The organism is Humidesulfovibrio mexicanus (assembly GCF_900188225.1).
Classification (GTDB): domain Bacteria; phylum Desulfobacterota; class Desulfovibrionia; order Desulfovibrionales; family Desulfovibrionaceae; genus Humidesulfovibrio; species Humidesulfovibrio mexicanus.
In genome coordinates this window covers 134,156-157,387 of record NZ_FZOC01000005.1, presented here as the reverse complement: position 1 = coordinate 157,387, position 23,232 = coordinate 134,156, and the positions used below count along the sequence as shown (strand labels likewise).

Genomic DNA, 23,232 nt, shown 5'->3' with positions numbered 1-23,232 from the left:
AAATATATCACAAAAAGATGTGCGAAAACTACGGCAAGCCTTTGAACGTACGGAAAGCGAACGCCCACATGCGGGCGGCGGCTACTCGTCCTGGTCCTTGCCGGGAATCTGGATGTTGTACTTCTTGATCTTGTAATGGATGGCCCTGCGGCTGATGCCGAGCAGGTCGGCGGCGTTCTTCTTGACCCAGGCCGCGCGCTCCAGGGCGCGCAGAATGGTCTGGTGCTCGTTTTCCTCAAGGGAAAGGGCATCGGTTCCGGTGCGGCCGTTGGCTGGCTGGCCGTTTGCGGAGTGCGCGGCGGCCTCGGCCGGGACGGGATCCGGGTGAAGGTTCCGGGCCTGCTCCAACTGAATGTCTTTCGGGGTGAGGGTCTGGCCCTGGCAGAAGACCATGCCGCCCTCCAGCGCGTGCTTGAGCTCGCGCACGTTGCCGGGCCAGCTGTGGGACATGAGCAGGGCCTGGGTCTCCGGCGAGGCGCTGACGGCGGGACGATTCTGCTCCGCGCTGAAGCGCTCAAGGAAGCGTTCCGTCAAAAGCGGGATGTCCTCCTTGCGGTCGCGCAGGGGGGGCACTCTGAGGGTGACGACCTTGAGACGGAAGTAGAGATCCTCGCGGAACTCGCCCTTTTTCACCAGAGCGGGCAGGTCGGCGTTGGTGGCGGCCAGCACCCGGCAATTGACCGGAATGGCGCGCGTGTCGCCCACGCGGCGGATGGTGCGCTCCTGCAGGAAGCGCAGCAGCCGGGTCTGCATCTCCGGGGTGATGTTGCCGATTTCGTCGAGGAAGAGCGTGCCGCCGTCGGCCTCCTCCATGAGCCCCTTCTTGTCGCGCACGGCATGGGTGAAGGAGCCTTTCACATGGCCGAAGAGCTCGCTTTCCAGCAGCGTGGGCTGGGTGGAGCCACAGTCCACGATGACAAAGGGCCCCTTGGCGCGAGGGGAAAGGTCGTGCAGCATCCGCGCGACCATCTCCTTGCCGGTGCCGCTTTCGCCCATGATGAGCACGGCCACGTCGGTTGGGGCCACGCGCTCCAGCACGGAGTAGAACTCGCGCATGACCGGGCTTTTGCCGCCCCAGATGACCTCGCTTATGGCCTTGTGCCGCCCGTCGCCCTGGCGGCGCGCCGGGGATTCCGGCTTCGCGCTCTGGCGGCCAAGAAGCGCGGCGATTTTCTGCAGCAGCTGGTGCCCATCGAAGGGCTTGGTGAGATAGTCGGCCGCGCCGGAGCGGATGGTGGACACGGCGTCGGGAATGCTGCCGTAGGCGGTGAGCAGGATCACCGGGATGTGCGGCCACTGGACGAGGATCTCGTGCAGCAGCCCCACCCCGCCCATTCCCGGCATCTTCACGTCGGAAACGACGAGGTCCACCGGATGGCGGGCCAAGAGCTCCACGGCCTCCTCCGCGCTGCGCGCGGCTATGGTCCGGTAGTGGGCGAAGGAAAGCCGGGCTTCCAGCACCTGCAGAATATTCTTGTCATCGTCCACCAACAGGACGAGGGGACCGCTCTGTTCCTTGCCGTCCATCGCTGGCGCTACTCCAGGCCCTTCTTCTTCATGGTGATTTCCCGGTGCAGGCGCTCCAGGGCGTTCAGCTGGCTGCGCAGGGCCTCGGCCTCGGCGGTCTTTTTCCGCAGGGCCTCCTTGACCTTGCCGGTCTCCTCCTGGCACCCGGCCAGACGCTTGCTGCGGGCAAGCTCGCGGTCGATCTCCTCGGCGGAGAGCATGGGCGGGTTCTCCTGCCCCACCGCCGCCGTGAGCCGGGGCAAGAGCGGGGTCAGCAGGCGCGGATCTTCCGAGGGCAGCCCTTCCGGGGTCATCTGCACCCAGTTGTTCCAAAGGTTCAAGCCGTGGTGCAGTTCTTCCGGGGTGCTGGCCGTGGCCAACCGCGAACAGGCCAGGCCATAATAGGCCTTGCGCGCCAGAACGGGGTCGGTCGTATCGCCGGAAAGACGCTGGAAGATGAAGGCCGCCTTCTCGTACTGCCCCGCCAGGTAGGAATCCACGGCCAGAACGTAGGCCGCGCGCGGTTCCTGCACAGGGGGCGCCTGGGTCCCGTTGGCCAGGGAGCAGCCACCAAGCGCGAGGGCTGCCAAAAGCAAAAGGGAGCGGACGAAGCCCTCCGCCCGGAGGCGAAGACCAGCGCCGACGCGCCGGGACAAGAGCGTGCGTCGTGTCATGGGCGTGTCCTATACCATCGTTTTGGGCTTGGGAAGGGAAAAGCAGAAGCTCGACCCGCAGCCCGGCGCGCTGTTGAGCCACAGGCTGCCGCCGTGGGCCTCCACGATGCCCCGTGAGATGGACAGCCCGAGCCCCAGGCCGTCCACGCTGCCGCGCACGCTGGGCTCGCGGTAGTATTTGAGGAAGATGCGCTCCTGCTCCTCCGGGGCGATGCCCGGCCCCTCGTCCACGACACAGAAGATGACGAAGCGCCCGCTGGGCTCCGGGGTCACGCTCAGCCGCACAAGGGATTCCGGCGGGGAGAACTTGATGGCGTTGCCCAGCAGGTTCACCAGCACCTGGGTCACATGCTCCTGGTCGGCCTCCACGAACACGAAATCTTCGGGCAGTTCGGCCTTGAGCGCCACGTTCCTGGCCAGGGCGGTGGACTGCATCTTGTCCAGGGCCTGCCGGGCCAGGGACGCGGCGTCCAGCGGCTCCACAGCCAGCCGCAGGCGCTGGGCCTCCAGGCTGGAGACCTTCATGAGCCGTTCCAAAAGATGCGTGAGCCGGAGCGCCTCCTGCCGGGAAATGTCCAAGAAGTGGCGCTGTTTCTCGTTCACCTCGCCAAAGGCCCCGCTCTCCACCAGGTCCACGGATTCGCGGATGCTGGTGAGCGGGGTGCGGATCTCGTGGGAGAGCATGGCGATGAAGTCCTGGCGCATCTTCTCTTCTTCGGCCAGGCGCGCCGCCATGGTGTTGAAGGCCTGGGCCAGTTCGCCCAGCTCGTCGCGCGTGTTCACGCGCACGGGCCGGGTGGGCTCGCCGCCGCCCAGCTCGCGGATGCCCCGGCGTATCTCCGAAAGGGAAATGTTGAGCCGGTAGGCGATGAACACGCTGCCCAGCACGCCGAAGGCGATGCTGACCATGAGGCCCATGAAGCCCAGGCGCTCGGCCGCACGGCTTTTGGCGGCCAGGTCGTTCAGGCGGGCCTCCATCTCCTGCTGGTTGCGCTCACGCGCGTCCACAAGGGTCTCCAGCCAGCTGGCCACCATGCGGTCGGGCAGCACCTTGGGGCCGGTGTCGCGGCTGCGCACCAGCAGTTCGGCATACTCGCGCACCAACCCGGCCCATGGCCCGCGGTAGTCCGGGTGGCGTTCCAGCACCGAGGAAAGCGTCTTGCCGAAGTCCTCCAGGTCCGAGACAAAGGCCTCCATGTAGGCGTCCTTCTGGAGTATTTCGTAGCGCTTGCGGTTTTCCTCAAGGGACAGCAGCTGCTGGATCATGCGCTGGGCGGAAAGGTCCATGTCGTAGTTGACGTTGACGATGGCCGAGGAGACCTCCACCAGGTTCTGGATGCGCAGCATGAGCAGGCTGGTGGTGGCGTAGAAGATGCCCACAAGCATCATGCACCAGATGAGCAGCTTGGCGGTGATGCCGAGGCGGCGGGGAGGTTTTGTGTCCACGCGAACGGTCCTTGCGGAAAAGAATCTCCCGCCCCCCCTACGCCCTTTCGGCGCGGGGGTCCACATTGCTGGCTATGGGGCCGTGGCGGGCAGCACGTCGATCACCAGGATGTCCGGCGGGGCCAACACGCGCAGGGGCGGCCCCCAGAAGCCCGCCCCGGCGCTCACGCCCAGCACCTTGCCGTCCTGCTCGTAAAACCCGCCCATGAACTCGTGGAAGGCGGCGACCACCAGGTAGAAGGGGAACACCTGGCCCCGGTGCGTGTGGCCCGAAAGCGTAAGCTCTATGCCCAGCGGCAGCGCGGCCTCGCGCCAGGCCACCGGCCGGTGGTTCATAAGCACGCCGAAGAGCGCGGGGTCGACCTGCGGCGCAAGGGAGTGGATCTCGTCCACGATCTCGCCCGTCACATCCGCCGCGCGGCCCGGATCGACAATGCCCAGAATCTGGATGCCCGCCTCGGGCAGGCGCACGGACTCGTTGCACAACAGCCGCGCCCCGGCCCACTGGAACACGCGCGCGCTGGCGCCGTCGCCCTCGTAGCGCTCATGATTGCCGAACACGCCGTAGGTCCCCAGGCGCGGCCGCGCCGCCGCCAGCTTTTCCGCCAGGGGCTCCAGGCTGGCCGGGTGGTCGTTCACCACATCGCCCACCAGGAGCAGCAGGTCCGGGTTCTGGGCGCGGATGAGCCGCACCAGCGCGTCCATGCGCGCCGCGCTCACCATGACGCCCAGGTGCAGGTCGCTTGCCGCCACCATGCGCACCGGACGCGCCACCTTGGCCGAGACCATCTGCCGCGAGAGCACGCGCACGTCGCACAGCTCCCAACTGCCGTAGGCCAGCACCAGCGCCGTCAGGCCGAAGGCCAGGCACAAGGCCCGCCAGGACCGGAAAAAGCCCAGCACTCCGGGCGCAAGGAAGCGCGCTGCCAGCTCCGCCAGCAGCAGGCACACCTGGAACAGGAACAGGTACGACACCGCCGCAAAGGTGCCGTAGCCCAGCCACCACATGACCCGCGCGAAGTCCAGGGACCAGGTGTCGGGCATGGCGCGCGTGGAGGCGAGCAGCAGGCTGACCGCCAATCCGTAGGCCATGAGCACCAGCGAGGCGTGGTTGCCCACGCCCACCTGCCGCCGCGCCTGCAAAAGCGAAATGCCCAGCATGAACATGAAGATGGCGGTGAAGACAAGATAGAAGCGCATGGGGACTCCGGCGGTGAGGGTGCAGAAACGCTGAGCTTGGACACAGTAGGTGCGCCGGGGCCGGGCAGTCAAGGCGGGGGCGTTGCGCACGGCGCGGCCTTGGGGCATGATGCCGCGGCACACACTGAAGGAGGCTCCCATGCGACAGCTCTATCTCGTGTACCGCGTCATGTCCGACGGCGACCGCCACCCCGAGACCATCATGGCCCTGGACGAGGACGACCGCAAAAACGCGGCCAAGGCCCTGGACCAGGTCATCGCCGACGATGCGCCCGAGCAGGCCCTGCGCTCCGGCGAACGCTGGGAGTTCGTGCCCCAGGACCTGGCCCCGCTCGCCGACTGGGAGGAGATCGCCCCGCCGGACGCGCGCTCCCTGCCCTACTGAACGCAAGGCCAGGGCGGGAAGCCCCGGCCTGCCCCCTGCTTGGCTAGCTGGCCGGGCTGCGGCGCGCGGTGAGCGCCCAGTCGGCCAGCACGCCGCCAACGAGCCCCCAGAAGGCCGAGCCCACGCCGAACACCGACACGCCGGACACGGTGAGCAGGAAGGTCACCAGCGCGGCCTCGCGCCGGGCCTCGTCGGCCATGGCCTGAGTGAGGCCGTTCTGCAGCGCGCCGAAGAGCGCCAGCCCGGAAATGGCCGCGATGAGTCCCGGCGGCAGCGCCGTGAACAGCCCCACCAGCGTGGCCCCGAAAAGCCCCACTACCAGGTAGGCCAGCCCGCAGGCCACCCCGGCCACGTAGCGCTTGTCCGGGTCGCCGTGAGCCTCCGGCCCCGTGCAGATGGCTGCGGTGATGGCCGCCAGGTTGATGCCGTGGGAGCCGAAGAAGGCCAGCACGGTGGAGAGCGCGCCCGTGGCCGCCACCAGCGGGCCGCCTGGGGTCTTGTACCCTGCCGTGCGCAGCACGCCCAGACCCGTGGCGTTCTGCCCGGTCATGGTGACCATGAACAGCGGCACCCCGAGGCCGATGAGCGCCCCAAGGCTGAAGCGGGGCGCGGTAAGCTCCGGCCGGGCAATGCTGGCCTCCACCAGGGAGAAGTCCAGCAGACCCAGGGCCGCCGCCGCCACAAGCCCGGCCAGCAGGGTGGCCACGATGGCGTAACGCGGCCAGACGCGTTTCATGAGCAGGTAGCAGGCCAACATGGGCGCCACCAGGGCGGGCGTGGCGCGCATGGCCGTGAACACCTCCACCCCGAAGCGGAACAGGATGCCCGCCAGCATGGCCGCCACCACGGCCTGGGGAATGCGCTCCATGAGCGCGCCGAAGAGCCCGGTGGCCCCGAACACGGTGATGGCCACGGCCGCGAACACGAAGGCGCCGATGGCCTCCGGGTAGGGGTAGGCCGTCCAGCCCGCGGCCAAAAGCGCCGCGCCCGGCGTGGACCAGGCGATGATCACCGGCGCGCGGTACACAAGGCTCAGCACCAGCCCGCACAGGCCGGAGCCGATGGAGATGGCCCAGATCCAGCTGGTGAGCTGGTCCGGGGTGAGCTGCGCCTGGCTGGCCGCCTGGAAGATGATGGCCGCAGGGCCGCCGTAGGAGACCACCACGGCGATGATTCCGGCCACCACGGCCGAAAGCGACATGTCGCGCCTGAGGTCGCCCAGGCTGGCCGCCTGCGACAGAACGAGGGTTTTTGGAGAGATTCCGGGCATGGTCGCCTCCCAGTGCGCCTTCCGGGGGAGGAAGGGTTCCGGTGGTACGCCTCCGGCGTCCGATGGATCGGCGGCGGCGCAGCCCAGGCGAGCGGCTGGTGGGGAGACCCGCGCTTCCTCGTGGTTGGCTCCACGGTTTCGCCAGTCACGCGGCCCCTGTATGCGCGTGCTTCTACTTTGGGACGGGCCGAACGTCAAGACGGCTTCGCCTGACCTGGCGGCTCCCTGGTTGCCGCCCCAGCACAGGCCGGAAACGCGCAAGCGCCCGGCCTCCTCCGCTTGCGGAAGAAGCCGGGCGCGGCGTTTTCGTCAACCGGCCGGGGCTAGAAGGCCAGGCCGTTCTGCTTCAGGTCGTCCCGCAGCAGCTCCCGAATGCGCCGGGTCGCCGGGCCGGGCCGGGCGTCGAAGATGGGCTTGCCGTTGTACCGCACGATGCCGATGGCGTCGAAGCTGGTGCCCACCATCATCACCTCGCGGGCGGCGAACAGCTCGTCCTCGCTCACGCCCTTGAAGACCACGGGCATGTCTCCCTTGACCAGGTCCACCGCGCGCATGAGGGTGGTGCCCGCCAGGGAGTTGGTGAACTCCGGAATCACCAGCCGCCCGGCCTCGTCCACCAGGGCCACGTTCTCCGTGGCGCCCTCGGCCAGAAAGCCGTTGGGGCCGAAGCACAGGGGGAAGTCCACGCGGTTGTTCACGGCCTCGCGCTTCATGAGCACGTTGGGCAGGTAGTTGGTGGTCTTGACCGTGGCCATCCAGGCCTGCTTGGCCGGTATGGAGGTGCGCATGGCCGTGGCGCCCTTCTCGAACGCGCTCTCCGGCCGCAGGTGCAGGCGGTAGGCCACAATGTACAGGCTCGGCACCGGGCTTTCGTAGGGGTCGAGCCCGAAGCCGCCCGGCCCGCGCCCCAAAAGCACGCGGATCAAACCATCGGGCTCGTTGCCCGCGGCCGCGACCTCGACGACGGCCTCTTTCAACTCCTGCCAGGAGCACGGCGGCTCCAGGTGGATGGCTTGGCAGGAGATCTTCATGCGCCGGATGTGCGCATCCAGCTGGTACAGCTTGCGGCCCTCGTACTTGAGCGACTCGAACACGCCGTCGCCCCTGTGGACCAGATGGTCGTCCCAGGGCATGAGCATGAGCCGGGCGTCGGTGCCGATGACCCCCACGCGGTGGTCGTAGAAGGCGAGCACCTCCTCGGTCCCGGGCCGTATGGCCTCCAGCAGGGCCTCCAGGTAGTCCGTGGAATCCGCAACGCGCATATGGGCTCCCCGCCGCCTTACGACGGCACCCGCAACAGATTGCGGCGGAGGAGTTCCTCGCCGATCTGCACGGCGTTTGTGGCCGCGCCCTTGCGGATGTTGTCGGCCACGACCCACAGGTTGATGCCGTTCTCGATGGACTCGTCCTCGCGGATGCGGCCCACGAACACGTCGTCCTGGCCGGCGGCGTTCACGGCCATGGGGTAGATCTTCTTCTCGGGGAAGTCCTCCACGATGATGCCCGGCGCGCTGGCCAGAATCTGGCGGACCTCTTCAACCGTAAGCTTCTTCTCGGTCTCGATGTTCACGGACTCCGAGTGGCCATAGAAGACGGGCACGCGCACGGTGGTGGCCGTGACGCGGATGGAGTCGTCGCCCATGATCTTCTTGGTCTCGTTGACCATTTTCATCTCTTCCTTGGTATACCCGTTGTCCAGGAACACATCGATCTGCGGCAGGCAGTTGAAGGCGATCTGGTAGGGGTACACCTTGGGCTCGATTTCCTTGCCGTTCATGAGCCGGACCACCTGGCCCTCCAGCTCGGCGATGGCCTTCTGCCCGGTGCCGGACACGGCCTGGTAGGTGGAGACCACGATGCGCTTGATCCTGGCCACGTCGTGCAGGGGCTTCAGGGCCACCACCATCTGGATGGTGGAGCAATTGGGGTTGGCGATGATGCCCTTGTGCCAGGAAAGATCGTTGGGGTTCACCTCCGGCACCACCAGCGGGCACTTCGGGTCCATGCGCCAGGCGCTGGAGTTGTCCACCACCACGCAGCCTGCCTTGGCCGCCAGCGGGGCGAACTTCTCGGAGGTGCTCCCGCCCGCGGAGAACAGCGCCAGGTCGAACCCGGCGAAGGAGTCCTCTTTCAGCTCGCGCACGGTGAGCTCGGCGCCCTTGAACTCCACCTTGCTGCCCGCGCTGCGCGAGGAGGCGAAGGGCACCACCTCGGCCGCGGGGAACTCGCGCTGGGCCAGCACCTCAAGCATTTCACGGCCAACGGCGCCGGTAGCGCCCACCACTGCCACTTTGGGATTCTTCGCGCTCATGTTGCACTCCGTTTATGGAAAGGTGATCTTGTCGACGATTGCAAGGCAGGCCTCGGCCCGGTTCAGCGTGTACAGATGCACGCCCGGAACGCCCGCGTCGATGAGGCCCTGCACCTGCGCCACGGCGCGCGCAAGGCCAAGCGCGCGCACGGCCTCGTCGCCGCCCGCGGCAAAGGCGCGCTCCAACTCCTCGTAGAAGCCGCCGAACACCGCCCGGCCATTCAGGGTGGCGATGAACTCCGCGCTCTTCATGCTCAATATGGGCATGACCCCCGGCAGCACCGGCACGGTGACGCCGCGTTCGCGCAGGCGCTTCACGTAGGTCAAAAACAGCTCGTTCTCAAAAAAGAGCTGGCTCACCACGAACTGGCCGCCCGCGTCCACCTTGTGCCGCACCCATTTGAGGTCGTCGTCCAGGCTGGCCGACTCCGGGTGCATGGTGGGAATGCCCGCCACGCCGATGCCCATGGCCGGAAACTCCGTGCGGATGAAGCGCACCAGGTCCGAGGCGTGCTGGAACTCCTGGCCTTCGAAGCGGAAGTCCGGGTTGTTCTTGGGCGGGTCGCCGCGAAGCGCCAACACGTTGTCTATGCCCGCCCGGCTGATGGCTTCGAGAAAACCGCGCAGGGCTGCGGACGACGCGCCCACGCAGGTCAGGTGCGCCATGGGCTCAAGGTCCAGCTCGCGCTTGAGGTGGGTGACCACGTCAAGCGTGTTGGCCTGGGTGCCGCCGCCCGCGCCATAGGTCACCGAGACGAACAGAGGGTTCACGGCCTTGAGCTTCTCCACCTCGGCAAAAAACCTGGGCCAGGTCTCCCGCTCCTTGGGGGGAAAGAACTCAAGGGAAAAGAACGGCTTCCGTGTGGGGATAAGTTCCGCGATCTGCAAGCGTTTCCGCTCCTTGCTGGTTGCGCGCCAAGATTGGGGGGACTCCGGGGTGGGCGCAGAAATTGAGTGCATACTCCTTCTCGCGGCGGGGCGCAATGCGTGGGCCGCAGGGGCGGAAACGAAAGGCGCTGGGACGGGGAAGGCAAAGGGGCCGGACCGCCAGGCGGCCTGCCGGGGAAGCGCCTGGGCGCGCCCTCAAAGGGGCCAGCAAAGCGCGGGCACGATGTCCGCGTTGGCGGGCAGAAAAATGGATGCGTCCGCCTGACCGGGAGTGAACCAGGCGAAGCGCTGCCCCTCGCGGGGGATGACCTCGCCGGTGAAGTCCGTGACGTGGAAGAAATGCAGAAGCACCGGCCCTTGCGGATAGTCGAAGCGTTTCTCGCGCCAGAAGGCGAGCCGCGTGGCCGTGAAGGAGAGCTCCTCCTCAAGCTCGCGCACCAGCGCGGCCGCTAGGCTCTCGCCCGGCTCCACCTTGCCGCCGGGGAACTCCCACCAGCCCGCGTGCGCCTTGCCCGCAGGGCGCTCCACTCCAAGGAAGCGCCCGTCCCGCCAGACCACGCCCGCAACCACGAGAAGCGCGCCGCTGGCGTCAACCATCGAGGTCCGCCCCCATCTTCGCCTGCACCTGGGCCATCTGCTCCTCCAGGGCGGCCATGCGCTCCATGAGCTTCTCCGCCCAGTCGGACACCTCGCGGTACTGGCTGTTCACGGCCAGGGCGTCGCCGCCGCTCTCGTAGGTGGCGGGGTCGTTCATCTTGGCCTCCAGCTCGCCCTGCTCCCCAAGCACGCGCTCCAGATCCTTCTCGCACTTGGCGTATTCGTCGCGCAGGGGCTTCAGGGCGCGGGACAGGGCGTTGCGCCTGTCCGCCAGCTTGCGTTTCTCCTCCTTGGAAAGCCGCCGCGCGCCCTGCTCGTCGTCATCCGGCTGGGGTGCGGCCTGCGCCGAAGCGTTGGCCGTGGCCTGGGCGGCGGGGACGCCTTCCGGCTTCCTGGCCTCGCGCCGGGCGCCAAGACGGGCCTCGGCAAGGGCGGCGCGGCGCTTGGCGTCGTAGGCCTCGAAGCCCTCGTGGTGCTGCACCAGGCCCTCCGGCCCAAGGGACCAGATTTCCTCGGCCACCTCGGCCAGCAGGTGCCGGTCGTGCGCCACCATGAAGATGGTGCCCTCGAAGTCCTTGAGGGCGGCCACCAGCCCCTCGCGGGTCTCCAAGTCCAGGTGGTTGGTGGGCTCGTCCAGAATGAGCAGGTTGGCCCGGCCCAGGAACAGGCTGGCCATGACGAGTCGGCTCTTCTCCCCGCCGGAAAGAGCGGCCACGGGGCGCTCGAAGTAGCCCTCGCCCAGCAGGAAGAGCCCCAGCACGCCCATGAGCTGCTCCTCCGTGCACTTGGGGTCGCACAGGCGGCGCATTTCGCCCATCACCGTGCCCGTGGGCCGAAGGATCTCGGTCTGGTGCTGGCTGAAATAGCCCACTTGGGTGGCCGGGCCCAGTTTGGCGTAGCCGTGGGTGGGCGCAAGCATTCCCATAAGCACCTTGAGCAGCGTGGACTTGCCCGCGCCGTTTGGCGCCACCAGGGCGATCTTGCGGCCGCGGAAGATCTGGAAATTGAGCCTGGGCCACAGGACGCGGCCGTGGCGGCTGTCGTAGTTGAACTCCAGGTCCACGGCGTTCACCGCGACCTTGTCGCCGCGCGGGGGCTCCGGCAGGCGGAAGGACAGCCTGCGCCCGGCGCGGCCGCCCAAGGCGTCGCCCTTGAGCCGGTCCAACTCGTCCTGCAGCTTCTCCACCTTTTTGAGCTTGCTCTGGGCCTGGGCGGCCTTGCGCGCCTTGACCCGGAAGCGCCGGATGAACTCCTGCTCGTGGTCGATGCGCGCGGTGAGCTTGGCGGCCTCGCGCACGCGCTGCTCGGCGTTCTCGTCCATCCAGGCCAGGAAATCGCTGAAGGAGCCCTGGCGCAATACCGGCCGGGCAAGGCCCAGCACCAGCACGTGCGAGCCCACGTGCTCCAGAAACACGCGGTCATGCGCCACGAAGACCAGCGTGCCCTTGAAGGCCAGCAGGTACTCCTCCAGCCACTGCACGGCCTCCAGGTCCAGGTGGTTGGTGGGCTCGTCCAGAAGCAGCACGTCCGCCCCCTGCAGCAGCACGCGGGCCAGCTTGGCGCGCTCTCTCCAGCCGCCGGAGAGGTGCTCCAGCCGCCGGGAGAGGTCGCCCTCCTCGAAGCCCAGTCCGGAAAGGATGGCCCTGGCCTTGTGCTCCGGGTTGTAGCCGTACTGCTCCTCGAAGCGGTGCTGCCGCTCGGAGAGCTTCACCAACCTGGCCTCGTCGCGGGCCTCCACGGCCTGCTCCCACTCGCGCCAGAAGTCGCCCCAGCTGGGCAGGGCCGAAAGCACCCAGCCGAGCAACGGCTCGCCGAGGTCCGCGCCGGAAAGTTCCTGGGCCACGTACCCCACGCGCGCGCCCTTGCTCATGACCACGCTGCCGCCCTCAGGCTCGGTGCGGCCGGCCAGGATGCGCAAGAGCGTGCTCTTGCCCGTGCCGTTGGGCCCGGCCACGGCCAGGCGCATTCCAGGCTGCGCCTCGAAGGACAGGCTGGAGAAGAGGGTCTCGCCCCCGTAGGACTTTTCGACGTTCTGCACAGTAATCTTGGACACGAATCCTCCGAAATGTGGACCGGCGCGAAATGCGCCCGCCGGGGCGAAGCCAAGCCTTGCGACGGCCCGTCCGGGCCGATTGCAGATATATCGACCCCGCACACCTTGGCAAGCGGCAGGCGCGGCGCTATGCTCGCCCCATGCCCGCATCCCTTTGGCACGCCTACCTGCTTTTCTGCGCCGACGGCACCCTGTACTGCGGCGTCACCACGGATCTTTCCCGCCGCCTGGCCGCGCACAACGCGGGCACGGCCGCAAAATACACCCGCGCGCGCCTGCCCGTGCGCCTGGCCGCCAGCGCCCCCTGCGCCGACAAGTCCGCCGCCCTGCGCCTGGAGCTGGCCGTCAAGAAGCGCCCCAGGGCGCGCAAAATGGACTTTCTGCTGGCCCAGCCCGGCGGTCGGGCTTATGGGGAGTGTTCCCACGGCGAGAACGCCCACGGGGCCGGGACATGAGCGGCGCGGCCGTCCCCTCCTTCGACCCGACCCGGCCCTGCCGCCTGTGCCCGCGCGCCTGCAACGCCGTGCGCGGCCAAGAGGCGGGCTTCTGCGGCGCGGGCGCGGCCGTGCGCGTGGCGCTGGCCCAGCTGCATCCCGGCGAGGAGCCTTTCCTGAGCGGCCCACAGCCCGGTCCCGGCGGCAGCGGCGCGATCTTCTTCTCCGGCTGCGCCCTGCGCTGCGTGTACTGCCAGAACCACGAGATCAGCTTCGGCCTGCCCGGTCCAGACGTGTCTGGCCAAGCCCTGCCCGGACACGATTGTTCCGTGGACGACCTTACCGCCTTGATGCTGGAATTGCAGCTTTGCGGCGCACACAACATCAACCTGGTCACGGCCGCGCACTACACGCCGCAGGTGCGCGCGGCGCTCATCCAGGCCAGGGCGAACGGCCTGCGCCTGCCCGTGGTGTGGAACACCAGCGCGTACGAAACCGTGGACGCCCTGCTAAGCCTGGAGGGGCTGGTGGACATCTACCTGCCCGACCTGCGCTACATGGACGCCCGCGCCGCCGCCCGCTACAGCGCCGCGCCGGATTATCCGCGCATCGCCACGCACGCCATTCTGGAAATGCAGCGGCAGGTGGGCGCACTCGTCATCGACGAAGCCACGGGGCTGGCCACGCGCGGGCTGGCCGTGCGCCTGCTGCTGCTGCCCGGCGATGCCGGGCGCGTGGATCTGGCGCTGGCCTGGATCGCCGACACCCTGGGCACCGAAACGGCGGTGAGCCTCATGGGCCAGTACTACCCGGCGCACCGCGCGGCGCACCATCCGGAGATCAATCGGGGCGTGACGCGGGCGGAATACGCCGCCGCGCGGCGCACCCTGGAGGAGCTTGGCTTCTGGCGCGGCTGCGTGCAGGAGGTGGGCTCAAGCGCGGACTGGACGCCGGACTTCCGCCAAAAGTGAGCGCCAACCCTCGACGCGCTCCCCAAACCCTGGTAGGCTCTCCATATGCCCACATCGGAACAGGACTTCCTCGCCGTCATCGACAGGCACTTTCCGGACCGGGGCGAGCACGTGCTGCTTGGCCGGGGCGACGACTGCGCCATCATCGGCCTGGACCCCGGCCAGCCGGGCGGCGGCCGTCTGTGCCTCAGCACCGACCTGTTCGTGGAGAACGTGCATTTCCGCCGCAGCTATTTTTCCCCCGCGGACATCGGCCACAAGGCCCTGGCCGCCGCCGCCAGCGACTTGGCGGGCATGGGCGCGGCGCCCGTGGGCTTCGCCCTGTCGCTCGCCCTGCCGGAAGGCCTGGACGACGGCTTTCTGGACCAGTTGCTGGCGGGCATGGCCGAACTTTCGGGCAGGCTTTCGCTGCCGCTCATCGGCGGCGACTTGAGCCGTGGCCCTGTCCTGGCGCTGGATGTCGTGGTGCTGGGCAGGCCCGGCCCCTCCGGGCGGCTGCTCAAGCGCGGGCAGGCCCGTCCGGGCGACGCCCTGCTCCTGCTGGGCGACATCGGCCTGGCGCGCGCCGGGCTTCTGGAACTGGAGTGCCGCGGGGAGTGCGATCCCGCGGCCTGGCCAGCAGCCCGCGCCGCGCACCTCCGGCCGGAACCGCGCATCGCCGAAGGCCTCGCCCTGGCGCAGATCGTCACCGCGGACGGCCCGGCCGTGTCCGGGCTCATGGACGTTTCCGACGGGCTGACGCGCGACCTGCCGCGCTTTCTCGGCCCCTACGGGGCGGACATCTCCCTCAACGGCGACCAGTTGCACCCGGAAGTGGCGGCCTACTTTTCCGCGCGCGGGGAAGACCCCGTGGAGGCCGCGCTGCTCGGCGGCGAGGATTACGCGCTGCTGGCCAGCACCAGCCCGGAGCGCCTGCCCATGGTGCTGGCCGTGCTGCCGCAGGCGCGCGTCATCGGCGCGGTCTCGTCCGAGCCGGGCGTGCGGCTGAACAGCGGTGCGCTGCTCCGGCAGGGCTTCGACCATTTCGCCGGGCGGGAAACCGCATGACCCTGCCCGGCTCCACCCTCCCACCCCACAGGAGCGGCCCATGGACATGCTGCGCGAGCATCCCCGGCTGACGATTTTAGGCGTTGTGCGGTCCGGCATCGCCCACCGCGACGGCGCACCCAAGCAGGGCAGCGAGGGCGCTCCCGAGGCTTGGCTGGAACTGGACGAGGAGTTCGCCCCCGCGCTGCTGGGCCTTGCGCCGGGACAGCGGGTGGTGGTCATCACCTGGCTGCACCAGGGGGAGCGCACCGTGCTGCAGTGCCACCCGCGCGGGGACACAAACCGCGCCAAGCGCGGCGTGTTCGCCACGCGCTCGCCGGACCGGCCCAATCCGCTGGGCCTGCACGAGGTGGAGATCCGCGAGATTGCGCCCACGGAAAAGGGCCAGCCCGTGCGCCTGCGCGTGTACCCGCTGGAAGCCATCGACGGCACGCCGATTGTGGATGTGAAGAGCGCGGGGTGATGGGGGGCCACCAGCGTTATTTACATTCTGGAAGGCTGAGCAAATTGTTCGGTTGCTCGCCATCGCTCACTGTTTTGAGATATTTGTTGCCGTGGGCGCTGACAGCGACCACGACATCGACACTCTTCCCTGCCACCGAAACATAGAAAGCCCATTTCCCAGACTCAATCCCGGCGATTGCCTCCTCCTGTGCAATCCTCCATTTACTCCCATCATTGTTTGCGCCCCCTACCGAACGGATCCGTTCGTGCGCGCTCTGCCTGTCCGTTTTGTTGATGCAATCGATTCTATGTGATGAGGCCATTGAATCCTCCATGCCCCCCCGCGCGAACATAAATACGATACACAACAGTTGTCAACGCAAAACAAATAAAGGCCCGCCGCTTGCGCGACGGGCCTTTGGTTTGTTCAGCCGAATCCGGCGGAGTTAGAAGTGGTCCTGCACGCCGAAGGGGTCCTTGAACTCCTGGCTCTTATCCCACTTGATCTTCTTGTCGCCGCGGCCTTCAAGGTACTTGGCCAGCTCCAGGTCGATCTTGAGGGGAACGTCAAGACCGGCCTTGGTCAGGGCTTGGCGCAGGTAGCCCTCGGCCTTGACCGACAGGGCGACGGAGTCGCCCAGCACGCGCATGGCCTCCGTGGGGTTGTGGAAGCCCACGGAATTCTCCGCCGCGATGAACAGCCAGCGGTAGAACGCCTCCTCGTAGTAGTCGCGCGCCTTGTCGTACAGCGCCGCGTCAATGGCCTTGCCCTCGGCCTGGGCCTTGTGCGTGGTCTCGAACAGCTTGGCCAGGGTGGCGGCGGCATAGCCCGCGCGAATCTGCAAGGACACCGTGCGGTCCTGGATGGCGGTCACCTGGCCCTTGAGCCATTCCGCCGTCTGGGTATGGCACTGCATACAGGCCTTCATGTCGTTCTTGAGCGGGCTCATCACGCGGTGGTCGCTAATCTTCTTCACGCCGACCTTGGTGTAGGGCATGTGGCAGTCCGCGCAGGAGGCCCCGGCCTTCCAGTGCACGCTGTTGTTGCTGAACAGCTCGAATTCCGGATGGCGGATGAAGCCCATCTTGAAGCCGGTGACGCTTTGCTTCCACTCGCGGTGCGAATCGCTGGAGCGGATGACCTTGATGATGTTCTCGATGTTGATGGCGCCCCATGTGCTTCCCTGCCAGGGGAAGAACAGGCCGACCGACTGCATCTCCGCATTCTTGGGGATGTTGTACGTGACGTGGCATTGCGCGCACACGGCGGAACGCTTCTCCTGCCGGGTCAGCTTGGCCTGGTCCACGTTCATATCCTTCAGCGCCGCGCCAAGGGTGAACCCGCGCGAAAGCTTGAGCCCCATGTCCTTGTTGTCGTGGCAGTCTATGCAGGCCACGCCCAGTTCCCGGTTCTTCTCCGGGATCATGGCCAGAATCTCCTTGTACGGCTTCTTGTAGTAGTCCTCGCCCAGTTGCTGCTGCAGTTGCGGGGCATAGGGCGTCTTGCACGAGAGGCACACCCCGCCGCTCTTCAACCTGCTCGCGTCAACCTCGATCTGGTCGCGCAGCATACGGGCGTGGCCCTTGGGCTCGTTGAACTCCACGCCGAAGCCCCAGCCGTTGAACAGCACGGCCATGTACGGGTATTCGGCCAGCTTGTCGTAGGTGATGTGGTCCGCGTCGAAACCCTTCTTGTACTTGCTCTTGCCTGCGGGCTCGGGCTCGTCGGTCTTTTTCCAGCTCTCATACTCTTCCGGATACGCCTTGCCCCACAGTTCGGGATCAATCTCGCCGTCGGGTATCTGCACGGTTTTGACCATCTCCGGCTTGCCGGGGGCGCAGCCGTAGGGAATGATGAAATACGCCAGCGCCAGCGCCACCACGACGATGAACAGGGTCCGTCTCTTCCTCTCCGCCATCACATCCTCCTCCTCATGTCGAAAACCTTGTTCCCCTGCACGGGTGAAATTCGTGCGCCCACACACGCCTAGTAGGTCTCAATGGAACCGGTGCGCTTGTGGATGAGCCGCCTGTGGCAGTCAAAACAGTTGCGCTCCTGGTCGATCATCTCCACCGCGGCCTCGTGGCAGCGGATGCAGTTGGCCTGCACCACCTTGCGGCCGTGCTCGGTGATGCGGATGTCGTCGGGCACCTGGCCGGAATGGAACAGGAACAGATCCTTCATGCCGTCGATGGACTTCCAGGTGTAATGGACCGCAACGTTGTCGTTGGGCAGATGGCAGGCCACGCAAGCCTGTCTGCGGTGCGCGCCCTGGTGGAACCAGGCTTCGTAGTGCGCCTCGTGGATATGGCAGGAGGCACAGAACTCCGGGGTCTCGCTCTTGGCCAGCAGCTGCGGCGGCCCCAACATGACGAACAGCGCCACCGCAAGGGCGATCGTCCCCCCCAGCAGCGCAAACCTCAGCCGTCCCGGCTTCTTGTCGCTCATCCCCCACCGCCTTGTTCGTGGATCATGACGCCCGCCTCCCCACGGCGGACACGCTCCCGCCGCAGGCATCGCCCCGGTGGGATATGGAGACAGATACCATATTGTCTGCCGGATGATTTGACCTACGTCAAGCGCAGCGCGTGAGCAGACAAAGCGCGGGAGGTTTCTCAAGGCGCTGTGCCTGTTTCATGCTCCGCAGGCCAGGGGCTGCGCACCCCTGGACCGGCGTGGATGGGGAAAGGGGCGGCTCTTCTCTTGCCTTCCCCTTTATCCGGGGTTCCAAGGGGCCGGGAAGGCCCCTTGGCCGCCGGAGGCATAAACGGGCACAGCGCTATTCCTAAAACGGGCGGGCTGCTGGCACGACGGCTCACGTGGCCGCTGCTCTGCGGCTGAAAAAAGGGGCCGGAAGGACGAATCCTCCCGGCCCCGCGTGCGTTTCGCGTCAGGCTGGAACTAGATCTTGCAGGCCGTGCGCAGGTCGCCGGCGGCGTCGGTCTTTTCCCAGGTGAACTCGGGCAGTTCGCGGCCGAAGTGGCCGTAGTTGGTGGTCAACTTGTAGATGGGCCGACGCAGGTCCAGGCGCTTCAGGATGTAGTAGGGGCGCAGGTCGAAGACTTCGCGCACGGCGCGGGTCAGCACGTCGTCGGCCACCTGGCCGGTGCCGTGGGTGGTGCACACCACGCTCACAGGCTCGGCCACGCCGATGGCGTAGGCGATCTGCACCTCGGCCACGTCACCCAATCCGGCGGCCACGATGTTCTTGGCCACGTAACGCGCCATGTACGCGCCGGAGCGGTCCACCTTGGAGGGGTCCTTGCCGGAGAACGCGCCGCCGCCATGGGCGCCAGCGCCGCCGTAGGTGTCCTGGATGATCTTTCGGCCGGTGAGGCCGCAGTCGCCCACGGGCCCGCCGATGACGAAACGGCCGGTGGGATTGACGTAGATTTTCAGCTTGTCGTCGATGAGGCTCTCGGGGAGGGTCTTGAAGATGACCTCCTTCTTGATGGCCTCCACGAGGTCCGCGTGGGCGACGGTTTCGTCGTGCTGGGCGGAGCACACCACGTTGTCGATGCGCACGGGCTTGCCGTTCTCGTACTCAATGGCCACCTGGGTCTTGCCGTCGGGGCGCAGGAACTTGAGCACGCCCTCCTTGCGGACCTGGGTCAGGCGCTGGGAAAGCTGGTGCGCGTAGTAGATGGGCGCGGGCATGAGGGTGGGGGTTTCCTTGCTGGCGAAGCCGAACATCATGCCCTGGTCGCCGGCGCCCTGGTCCTCGGGCTTGGTGCGGTCAACGCCCTGGGCGATGTCCGCGCTCTGCTTGTCGATGGAGGACATGACCGCGCAGGTGGCGTAGTCGAAGCCCATCTCGGAGCTGTTGTAGCCGATGTTCTTCACGGTCTCGCGCACGATGGCGGGCAGGTCCGCATAGGCGTTGGTGGTGATCTCTCCGGCGATGAAGGCCATGCCGGTGGTGACCAGCGTCTCGCAGGCCACGCGGGAATTGGGATCCGGTCCGATGAGGGCGTCGAGCACGGCGTCGGAAATGGCGTCGGCCACCTTGTCCGGGTGTCCCTCGGTCACGGACTCGGAAGTGAACAGGTAACGGCTCTTGGGCGAAATCATGCGGTGTCCTCCAGTATATCAGGTAAGTATTTCGTTAGTGGGCCGCCTCGGGCCTGTTGGCGGCATCCACACGTATGACCCTGGGCTTGTGCTCCGCAATCTCGTGCGGCTCAAGCTCCAGGTATGTCACCAGAATGACTTTCTGACCGGGCTCGCCCTTGTGCGCGGCGGCCCCGTTCAGGCATATTTCTCCCGGATTGCCGGGGATGGCGTAGGTGGTCAGCCGCTCCCCGTTGTCCAGGTTCAGCACGTCGATCCGCTCATAGGGCAGAATGCCCACGGCGTCCAGCAGGGCCGTATCGATTGAGATGCTGCCCTCGTATTCCAGGTTCAGAGAGGTCAGCGTGGCCCCGTGTATCTTGGCGCTCAAAAACGTGCGTCTGGGCATAGGTCATTATACCTCAAGCAGAATGTTGTCTATAAGGCGTACAGAACCCACGAACACGGCCACGGCGAAAAGCGTGGCCGCGTCCATGCGGGCCACGGGCTCCATGGAGTCCGGGTGCACGAAACTCGCGTAGTCGATGCGCGCCCCGGGCAGGGCCTGGGCCAGGTGCGCGCCGAACATGCGGCCCAGCGTTTCCGCGTCGCGTTCGCCTGCCGCCACGGCGGCGCGGACGAGAAGCAGCCCCTCCCGTATGGCCGGGGCCTTGGCGCGCTCCACGGGCGTCAAATACACGTTGCGCGAACTCATGGCCAAGCCGTCCGGCTCGCGGTGGATGGGCATCCCCATCAGCTGCGCGTCCAGGTCCAGGTCGCGGGCCATGCGCCGCAGAATGGCCAGCTGCTGCCAATCCTTCTGGCCGAACACGGCCACATCGGGCCGCACCAGATTCAGAAGCTTGAGCACCACCGTGCACACCCCGCGGAAATGGATGGGCCGCGAGGCCCCGCACAGCCCGCGCGCAAGCTCCGGAACCTCCACCCAGGTGGCGTGGTCCGGGGCGTACATGGCGCCCGGCTCCGGCGCGAACACAAGGTCCGCGCCGTGGGCCTCGGCCAGGGCGAGGTCGCGGGGCAGGTCGCGGGGGTAGCGGTCCAGGTCCTCGTTCGGACCGAACTGCGTAGGGTTGACGAAGATGCTGACCACGAGCTTGTCGCCACGGCGTCGCGCCTCGTCGATGAGGCTCATGTGGCCGTCGTGCAGAAAGCCCATGGTGGGCACAAGGGCGATGGTGAGTCCGGCCTTGCTCCAGGCCCGGCAGGTGTCGCGAAGCGCTTGCGGAGAGGAGATGAGGTCCATGGAGGCGTCCATGCGGAAGTTGCGCCAGCCCGGCGGCTGCCGGGGGGGCATGGTTTGGAAGGGACACATGGCACGATTGCCCGGCCCTGTCCACTGATATTTCCCCGCCAGGGGCGTTTGTCCTTGTGCTGAAAGGACGCGCAGGATAGAACGCCCCCATGCGACCCGCCGCCGATATCCCCAAGGACATTCTGGCCGACACGAGCGTCACGCTCACCCGCCAGGACCTCATCGACCTGGAGCACAGCCTGAAGGACGCCATGCGCTCCTTCCTTCCCTTCACCTCTTACAGCCTCTACTTCCCCCGCGAGGACGCCCCGCCGCCCGAGCTGCGCTACGATGCGGACGCCCGCGAGCTTCTGCTGCCGCTCACGCTCGTCGGCCGCACCCTGGGCGTGTTCGTGGCCCGCGGCGTGCGCCTGAAGGCGCCCAAGGCCATGCCGCCGCTGTACCAGGCCATGGCGGGCAAAGTGCTGGAGCAGATGCTGCTCTACAAGCGCTCCGTCACCGACGCCCTCACCGGGCTGTCCAACCGCGAGCACTTCCAACAGACCCTCACGCGGGAGATCGCCCTCATCCGCCATTGCCTGGAAGCCACCAGCGGCGGCCGAAGCGACCCGGACGTGCAGTGCTTCAGCGCGGCGCTGGGCGTCATCCTGCTCGACCTGGACAACTTCCAGTGGATCAACGAACGCTACGGCTACGCCCTGGGCGACGAAATGGTCGCCAAGGTGGGCGCGTCCCTTGCGGAGGCCTGCCCGCGCCACGCCACGGCCGCGCGCATCCACAACGACACCTTCGCCGTCCTCCTGCCCGACGCCAGCGCCAAGGGAGCCCTGCAACTGGCCGAGCAGGTGCGGCAAGCCATCGGCGACCTGGGCTTCCAGGACGAGGTCACCGGCGACCGCATCGGCATTTCCGCGAGCCTGGGCTACGCCAACTATCCCCAGTGCCTGCGCGGCCCCCAGTTGGAGCGCTCCCCGGCCGAGGCCGCACGCATCCTCATGCGGGCCGCGGCCAAGGCCGTGGGCACCAGCAAGGACCACGGCCGCAACCGGGTCTTCGGCTTCCAGGACATCGTGCGCACGGGCGGCCGCATCCTGGAGGTATTGCCCATGCAGCGGCTCAGCGTCACCCTGGGCCGGGGCGTGGGCGCACAGGAGGGGCTGCGCTATCTGGTGTGGTCGCCCAGGTTCCAGGAGCGCGCCATGGAGGCGCGGCTTTCCGGCGACGAGCGTCTGCTGGGCCGCTCGCCCGCGCTCTACAAGGGCGAGATCGTGCTCACCGAGGTGCAGGAAGACCTCGCCATCGCCGAGGTGCTGCACGCGGGCGACCCCTCCTGGGCGCCGGAGCCCGGCGACCGCCTGACTCTGATCCAGGAGCGCGACAGCCTGTTCGCCTCGCGCCCGGCCGAGGGCTGCGCGCCCGGCTCCGCCCAGCGCGACATGCTCACCGGGCTGTACGCCTACCGCGATTTCCTGTCCTTCTTCGAGCGCGGGCGCGGCCGCGCGGACGAGTTTTGCGTGGTGCTGACGCGGGTGGCCCAGCCCAGCGGCGAACCGGGTCAGCGCGAAGCGGGCCAGCGCGAGCCGGGCCGCGAGGCCGAACCGGACCAGCGCGGCGGCGCGGTGCGCCGACTGGACGCCGCCGTGGCCCAGGTGGCGGCCCTGGCTGAATCCCTGCTGCTGCCCCTGGCCCGGCCCAGCCTTCCCGCCGAGCGGAACGGCAAGCCCGCGCGGCCCGGCGGCGGGCGCTTCGGCCTGGGCGGGCTGGTGCACTTCCTGCCCGGCGCGGACGGGGCGGAGGTGCTGGCCAAGGCCGAGGAGTTGTGCTCCCAGGCGGCCATGGAGCACGGCCTGGACCTGGCGGTTGGCGTGTACCGCCATCCCTGCCTCAAGTACGCCAAGGCCGATGCCCTGGACTGCGCGCGCAAGGCGCTGGAGCACGCGCTGCTCCTGCCGGCGCCGCGCGTGGCGCGCTTCGACTCCCTGTCGCTGAACGTCTCCGGCGACAGGCTTTTCGCTTCGGGCGACCTGTACGCCGCGGTGGAGGAATTCAAGCTCTCGCTCCTGGCCGATCCGTCCAACGTGCTGGCGCGCACCTCGCTGGGCATCTGCCACGCCCAGCTGGGCAAGCCGGACCTGGCGCGCCGGGAGTTCGAGCTGGTGGTGGCGGCCGAGCCCGGCGACGTTATGGCCCACTACAATCTGGGCTGGGCCTGCCAACGCCTGGGCGAAACCGGCTTGGCCCGGCAGGCCTACCAGCGCTGCCTGGAACTGGACCCGGCGCACTGCTACAGCCTGCTGCGCCTGGGCTCCCTCGCCGAATCCGATGGCCTGCTGGACGAGGCCGAGGAACTTTACGCCCGCGCCCTGGCCGCGCCCGGCGGCGAGGCGGCGGCCCTGCGGCCGCTGGCCCGCGTGGCCCTGGCAAAGGGGCAGACGGACCGGGCCCGCGAGCTGTTGCACCTGGCCATCGGCGCGAACCACAACGACGCACTGGCCCTGTCCATGCTGGCCCGGCTGTATCTGGACGCGGGCGAGGATCCGCAGATCGCCGAGGTGCTGGCCCGGCAGAGCGCGGCCCTGATGCCCGAGCGCCAGGAGCACTGGGACGCGCTGGTCACCGCCCTCACCCGGCAGGGACGCCTGGAGGAGGCCCGCAAGGCTGCCTCCAGAACCCGCCCGTAAC

22 protein-coding genes and 1 riboswitch are annotated in these 23,232 nt (G+C 67.8%); of the genes, 6 read left to right on the top strand and 16 right to left on the bottom strand.

The window, feature by feature from the left end:
* Positions 1 to 81: 81 nt before the first annotated feature.
* The 4 genes from CHB73_RS12075 to CHB73_RS12060 form a co-directional block, all read right to left on the bottom strand.
* Complete coding sequence (locus CHB73_RS12075) at positions 82 to 1,527, bottom strand: sigma-54-dependent transcriptional regulator (protein WP_089274842.1); 1,446 nt, start codon at positions 1,525 to 1,527, stop codon at positions 82 to 84.
* Positions 1,528 to 1,535: 8 nt separating this feature from the next.
* Positions 1,536 to 2,180, bottom strand: a complete 645-nt coding sequence (locus CHB73_RS12070) for a hypothetical protein (RefSeq protein ID WP_089274841.1) — start codon at positions 2,178 to 2,180, stop codon at positions 1,536 to 1,538.
* 9 nt (positions 2,181 to 2,189) lie between these two features.
* Positions 2,190 to 3,626 (bottom strand): HAMP domain-containing sensor histidine kinase, encoded by a 1,437-nt coding sequence (locus CHB73_RS12065; RefSeq protein WP_235641595.1) that lies wholly within the window; start codon positions 3,624 to 3,626, stop codon positions 2,190 to 2,192.
* Positions 3,627 to 3,698: 72 nt separating this feature from the next.
* A complete protein-coding gene (locus CHB73_RS12060) occupies positions 3,699 to 4,826 on the bottom strand; it encodes a metallophosphoesterase (RefSeq protein WP_179217023.1) in 1,128 nt (375 codons plus the stop codon).
* Positions 4,827 to 4,965: 139 nt separating this feature from the next.
* On the opposite strand from CHB73_RS12060, the gene CHB73_RS12055 reads away from it, so the two are divergent.
* Positions 4,966 to 5,211, top strand: a complete 246-nt coding sequence (locus CHB73_RS12055) for a hypothetical protein (RefSeq protein WP_089274838.1) — start codon at positions 4,966 to 4,968, stop codon at positions 5,209 to 5,211.
* Between the two features lie 43 nt (positions 5,212 to 5,254).
* Here the strand turns inward: CHB73_RS12055 and CHB73_RS12050 are convergent, their stop codons facing one another.
* The 6 genes from CHB73_RS12050 to CHB73_RS12025 form a co-directional block, all read right to left on the bottom strand.
* On the bottom strand, positions 5,255 to 6,481 hold the full coding sequence (locus CHB73_RS12050) for a benzoate/H(+) symporter BenE family transporter (protein WP_089274837.1): 1,227 nt from the start codon (positions 6,479 to 6,481) through the stop codon (positions 5,255 to 5,257).
* Positions 6,482 to 6,555: 74 nt separating this feature from the next.
* Positions 6,556 to 6,640: riboswitch (ZMP/ZTP riboswitch) on the bottom strand.
* Positions 6,641 to 6,804: 164 nt separating this feature from the next.
* Positions 6,805 to 7,743: an aminotransferase class IV gene (locus tag CHB73_RS12045; protein ID WP_089274836.1), complete on the bottom strand. Its 939-nt coding sequence runs from the start codon at positions 7,741 to 7,743 to the stop codon at positions 6,805 to 6,807.
* 17 nt (positions 7,744 to 7,760) lie between these two features.
* A complete protein-coding gene (locus CHB73_RS12040; protein WP_089274835.1) occupies positions 7,761 to 8,792 on the bottom strand; it encodes an aspartate-semialdehyde dehydrogenase in 1,032 nt (343 codons plus the stop codon).
* Positions 8,793 to 8,804: 12 nt separating this feature from the next.
* Positions 8,805 to 9,680, bottom strand: a complete 876-nt coding sequence (locus CHB73_RS12035; RefSeq protein ID WP_089274834.1) for a methylenetetrahydrofolate reductase — start codon at positions 9,678 to 9,680, stop codon at positions 8,805 to 8,807.
* Positions 9,681 to 9,875: 195 nt separating this feature from the next.
* On the bottom strand, positions 9,876 to 10,277 hold the full coding sequence (locus CHB73_RS12030) for a (deoxy)nucleoside triphosphate pyrophosphohydrolase (protein WP_089274833.1): 402 nt from the start codon (positions 10,275 to 10,277) through the stop codon (positions 9,876 to 9,878).
* Positions 10,270 to 12,330, bottom strand: coding sequence for an ABC-F family ATP-binding cassette domain-containing protein (locus CHB73_RS12025; protein ID WP_089274832.1), 2,061 nt, complete (start codon positions 12,328 to 12,330; stop codon positions 10,270 to 10,272). Before CHB73_RS12025 ends, CHB73_RS12030 begins: the two co-directional genes overlap by 8 nt.
* A gap of 140 nt (positions 12,331 to 12,470) precedes the next feature.
* Between CHB73_RS12025 and CHB73_RS12020 the strand changes: the two genes are divergently transcribed.
* The 4 genes from CHB73_RS12020 to tsaA are packed head-to-tail and all read left to right on the top strand — an operon-like array spanning position 12,471 to position 15,245.
* Positions 12,471 to 12,785 (top strand): GIY-YIG nuclease family protein, encoded by a 315-nt coding sequence (locus tag CHB73_RS12020; protein WP_089274831.1) that lies wholly within the window; start codon positions 12,471 to 12,473, stop codon positions 12,783 to 12,785.
* Positions 12,782 to 13,735: a hypothetical protein gene (locus tag CHB73_RS12015; RefSeq protein WP_089274830.1), complete on the top strand. Its 954-nt coding sequence runs from the start codon at positions 12,782 to 12,784 to the stop codon at positions 13,733 to 13,735. The genes CHB73_RS12020 and CHB73_RS12015 overlap by 4 nt, the downstream gene beginning before the upstream one ends.
* Positions 13,736 to 13,780: 45 nt before the next feature.
* A complete protein-coding gene (gene thiL / locus CHB73_RS12010) occupies positions 13,781 to 14,782 on the top strand; it encodes a thiamine-phosphate kinase (RefSeq protein ID WP_089274829.1) in 1,002 nt (333 codons plus the stop codon).
* A gap of 40 nt (positions 14,783 to 14,822) precedes the next feature.
* Entirely contained in the window at positions 14,823 to 15,245 is a 423-nt protein-coding gene (gene tsaA / locus CHB73_RS12005) for a tRNA (N6-threonylcarbamoyladenosine(37)-N6)-methyltransferase TrmO (protein WP_218819415.1), read from the top strand.
* Positions 15,246 to 15,261: 16 nt separating this feature from the next.
* Here tsaA and CHB73_RS12000 read toward each other — a convergent pair whose 3' ends face one another.
* The 6 genes from CHB73_RS12000 to panC all read right to left on the bottom strand — a co-directional run bounded on the left by CHB73_RS12000 (position 15,262) and on the right by panC (position 20,541).
* Positions 15,262 to 15,549: a DUF3892 domain-containing protein gene (locus CHB73_RS12000; RefSeq protein ID WP_089274828.1), complete on the bottom strand. Its 288-nt coding sequence runs from the start codon at positions 15,547 to 15,549 to the stop codon at positions 15,262 to 15,264.
* Positions 15,550 to 15,672: 123 nt separating this feature from the next.
* Positions 15,673 to 17,145, bottom strand: coding sequence for an ammonia-forming cytochrome c nitrite reductase subunit c552 (locus tag CHB73_RS11995; protein WP_089274827.1), 1,473 nt, complete (start codon positions 17,143 to 17,145; stop codon positions 15,673 to 15,675).
* A gap of 68 nt (positions 17,146 to 17,213) precedes the next feature.
* Positions 17,214 to 17,675, bottom strand: coding sequence for a cytochrome c nitrite reductase small subunit (gene nrfH / locus CHB73_RS11990; RefSeq protein ID WP_089274826.1), 462 nt, complete (start codon positions 17,673 to 17,675; stop codon positions 17,214 to 17,216).
* Between the two features lie 453 nt (positions 17,676 to 18,128).
* Positions 18,129 to 19,298: a methionine adenosyltransferase gene (gene metK / locus CHB73_RS11985; protein ID WP_089274825.1), complete on the bottom strand. Its 1,170-nt coding sequence runs from the start codon at positions 19,296 to 19,298 to the stop codon at positions 18,129 to 18,131.
* 34 nt (positions 19,299 to 19,332) lie between these two features.
* On the bottom strand, positions 19,333 to 19,686 hold the full coding sequence (panD, locus tag CHB73_RS11980) for an aspartate 1-decarboxylase (protein ID WP_089274824.1): 354 nt from the start codon (positions 19,684 to 19,686) through the stop codon (positions 19,333 to 19,335).
* A gap of 6 nt (positions 19,687 to 19,692) precedes the next feature.
* A complete protein-coding gene (panC, locus tag CHB73_RS11975; RefSeq protein WP_089274897.1) occupies positions 19,693 to 20,541 on the bottom strand; it encodes a pantoate--beta-alanine ligase in 849 nt (282 codons plus the stop codon).
* 158 nt (positions 20,542 to 20,699) lie between these two features.
* Between panC and CHB73_RS11970 the strand changes: the two genes are divergently transcribed.
* On the top strand, positions 20,700 to 23,231 hold the full coding sequence (locus CHB73_RS11970; RefSeq protein WP_089274823.1) for a diguanylate cyclase domain-containing protein: 2,532 nt from the start codon (positions 20,700 to 20,702) through the stop codon (positions 23,229 to 23,231).
* The last annotated feature ends 1 nt before the right edge of the window (position 23,232 follow it).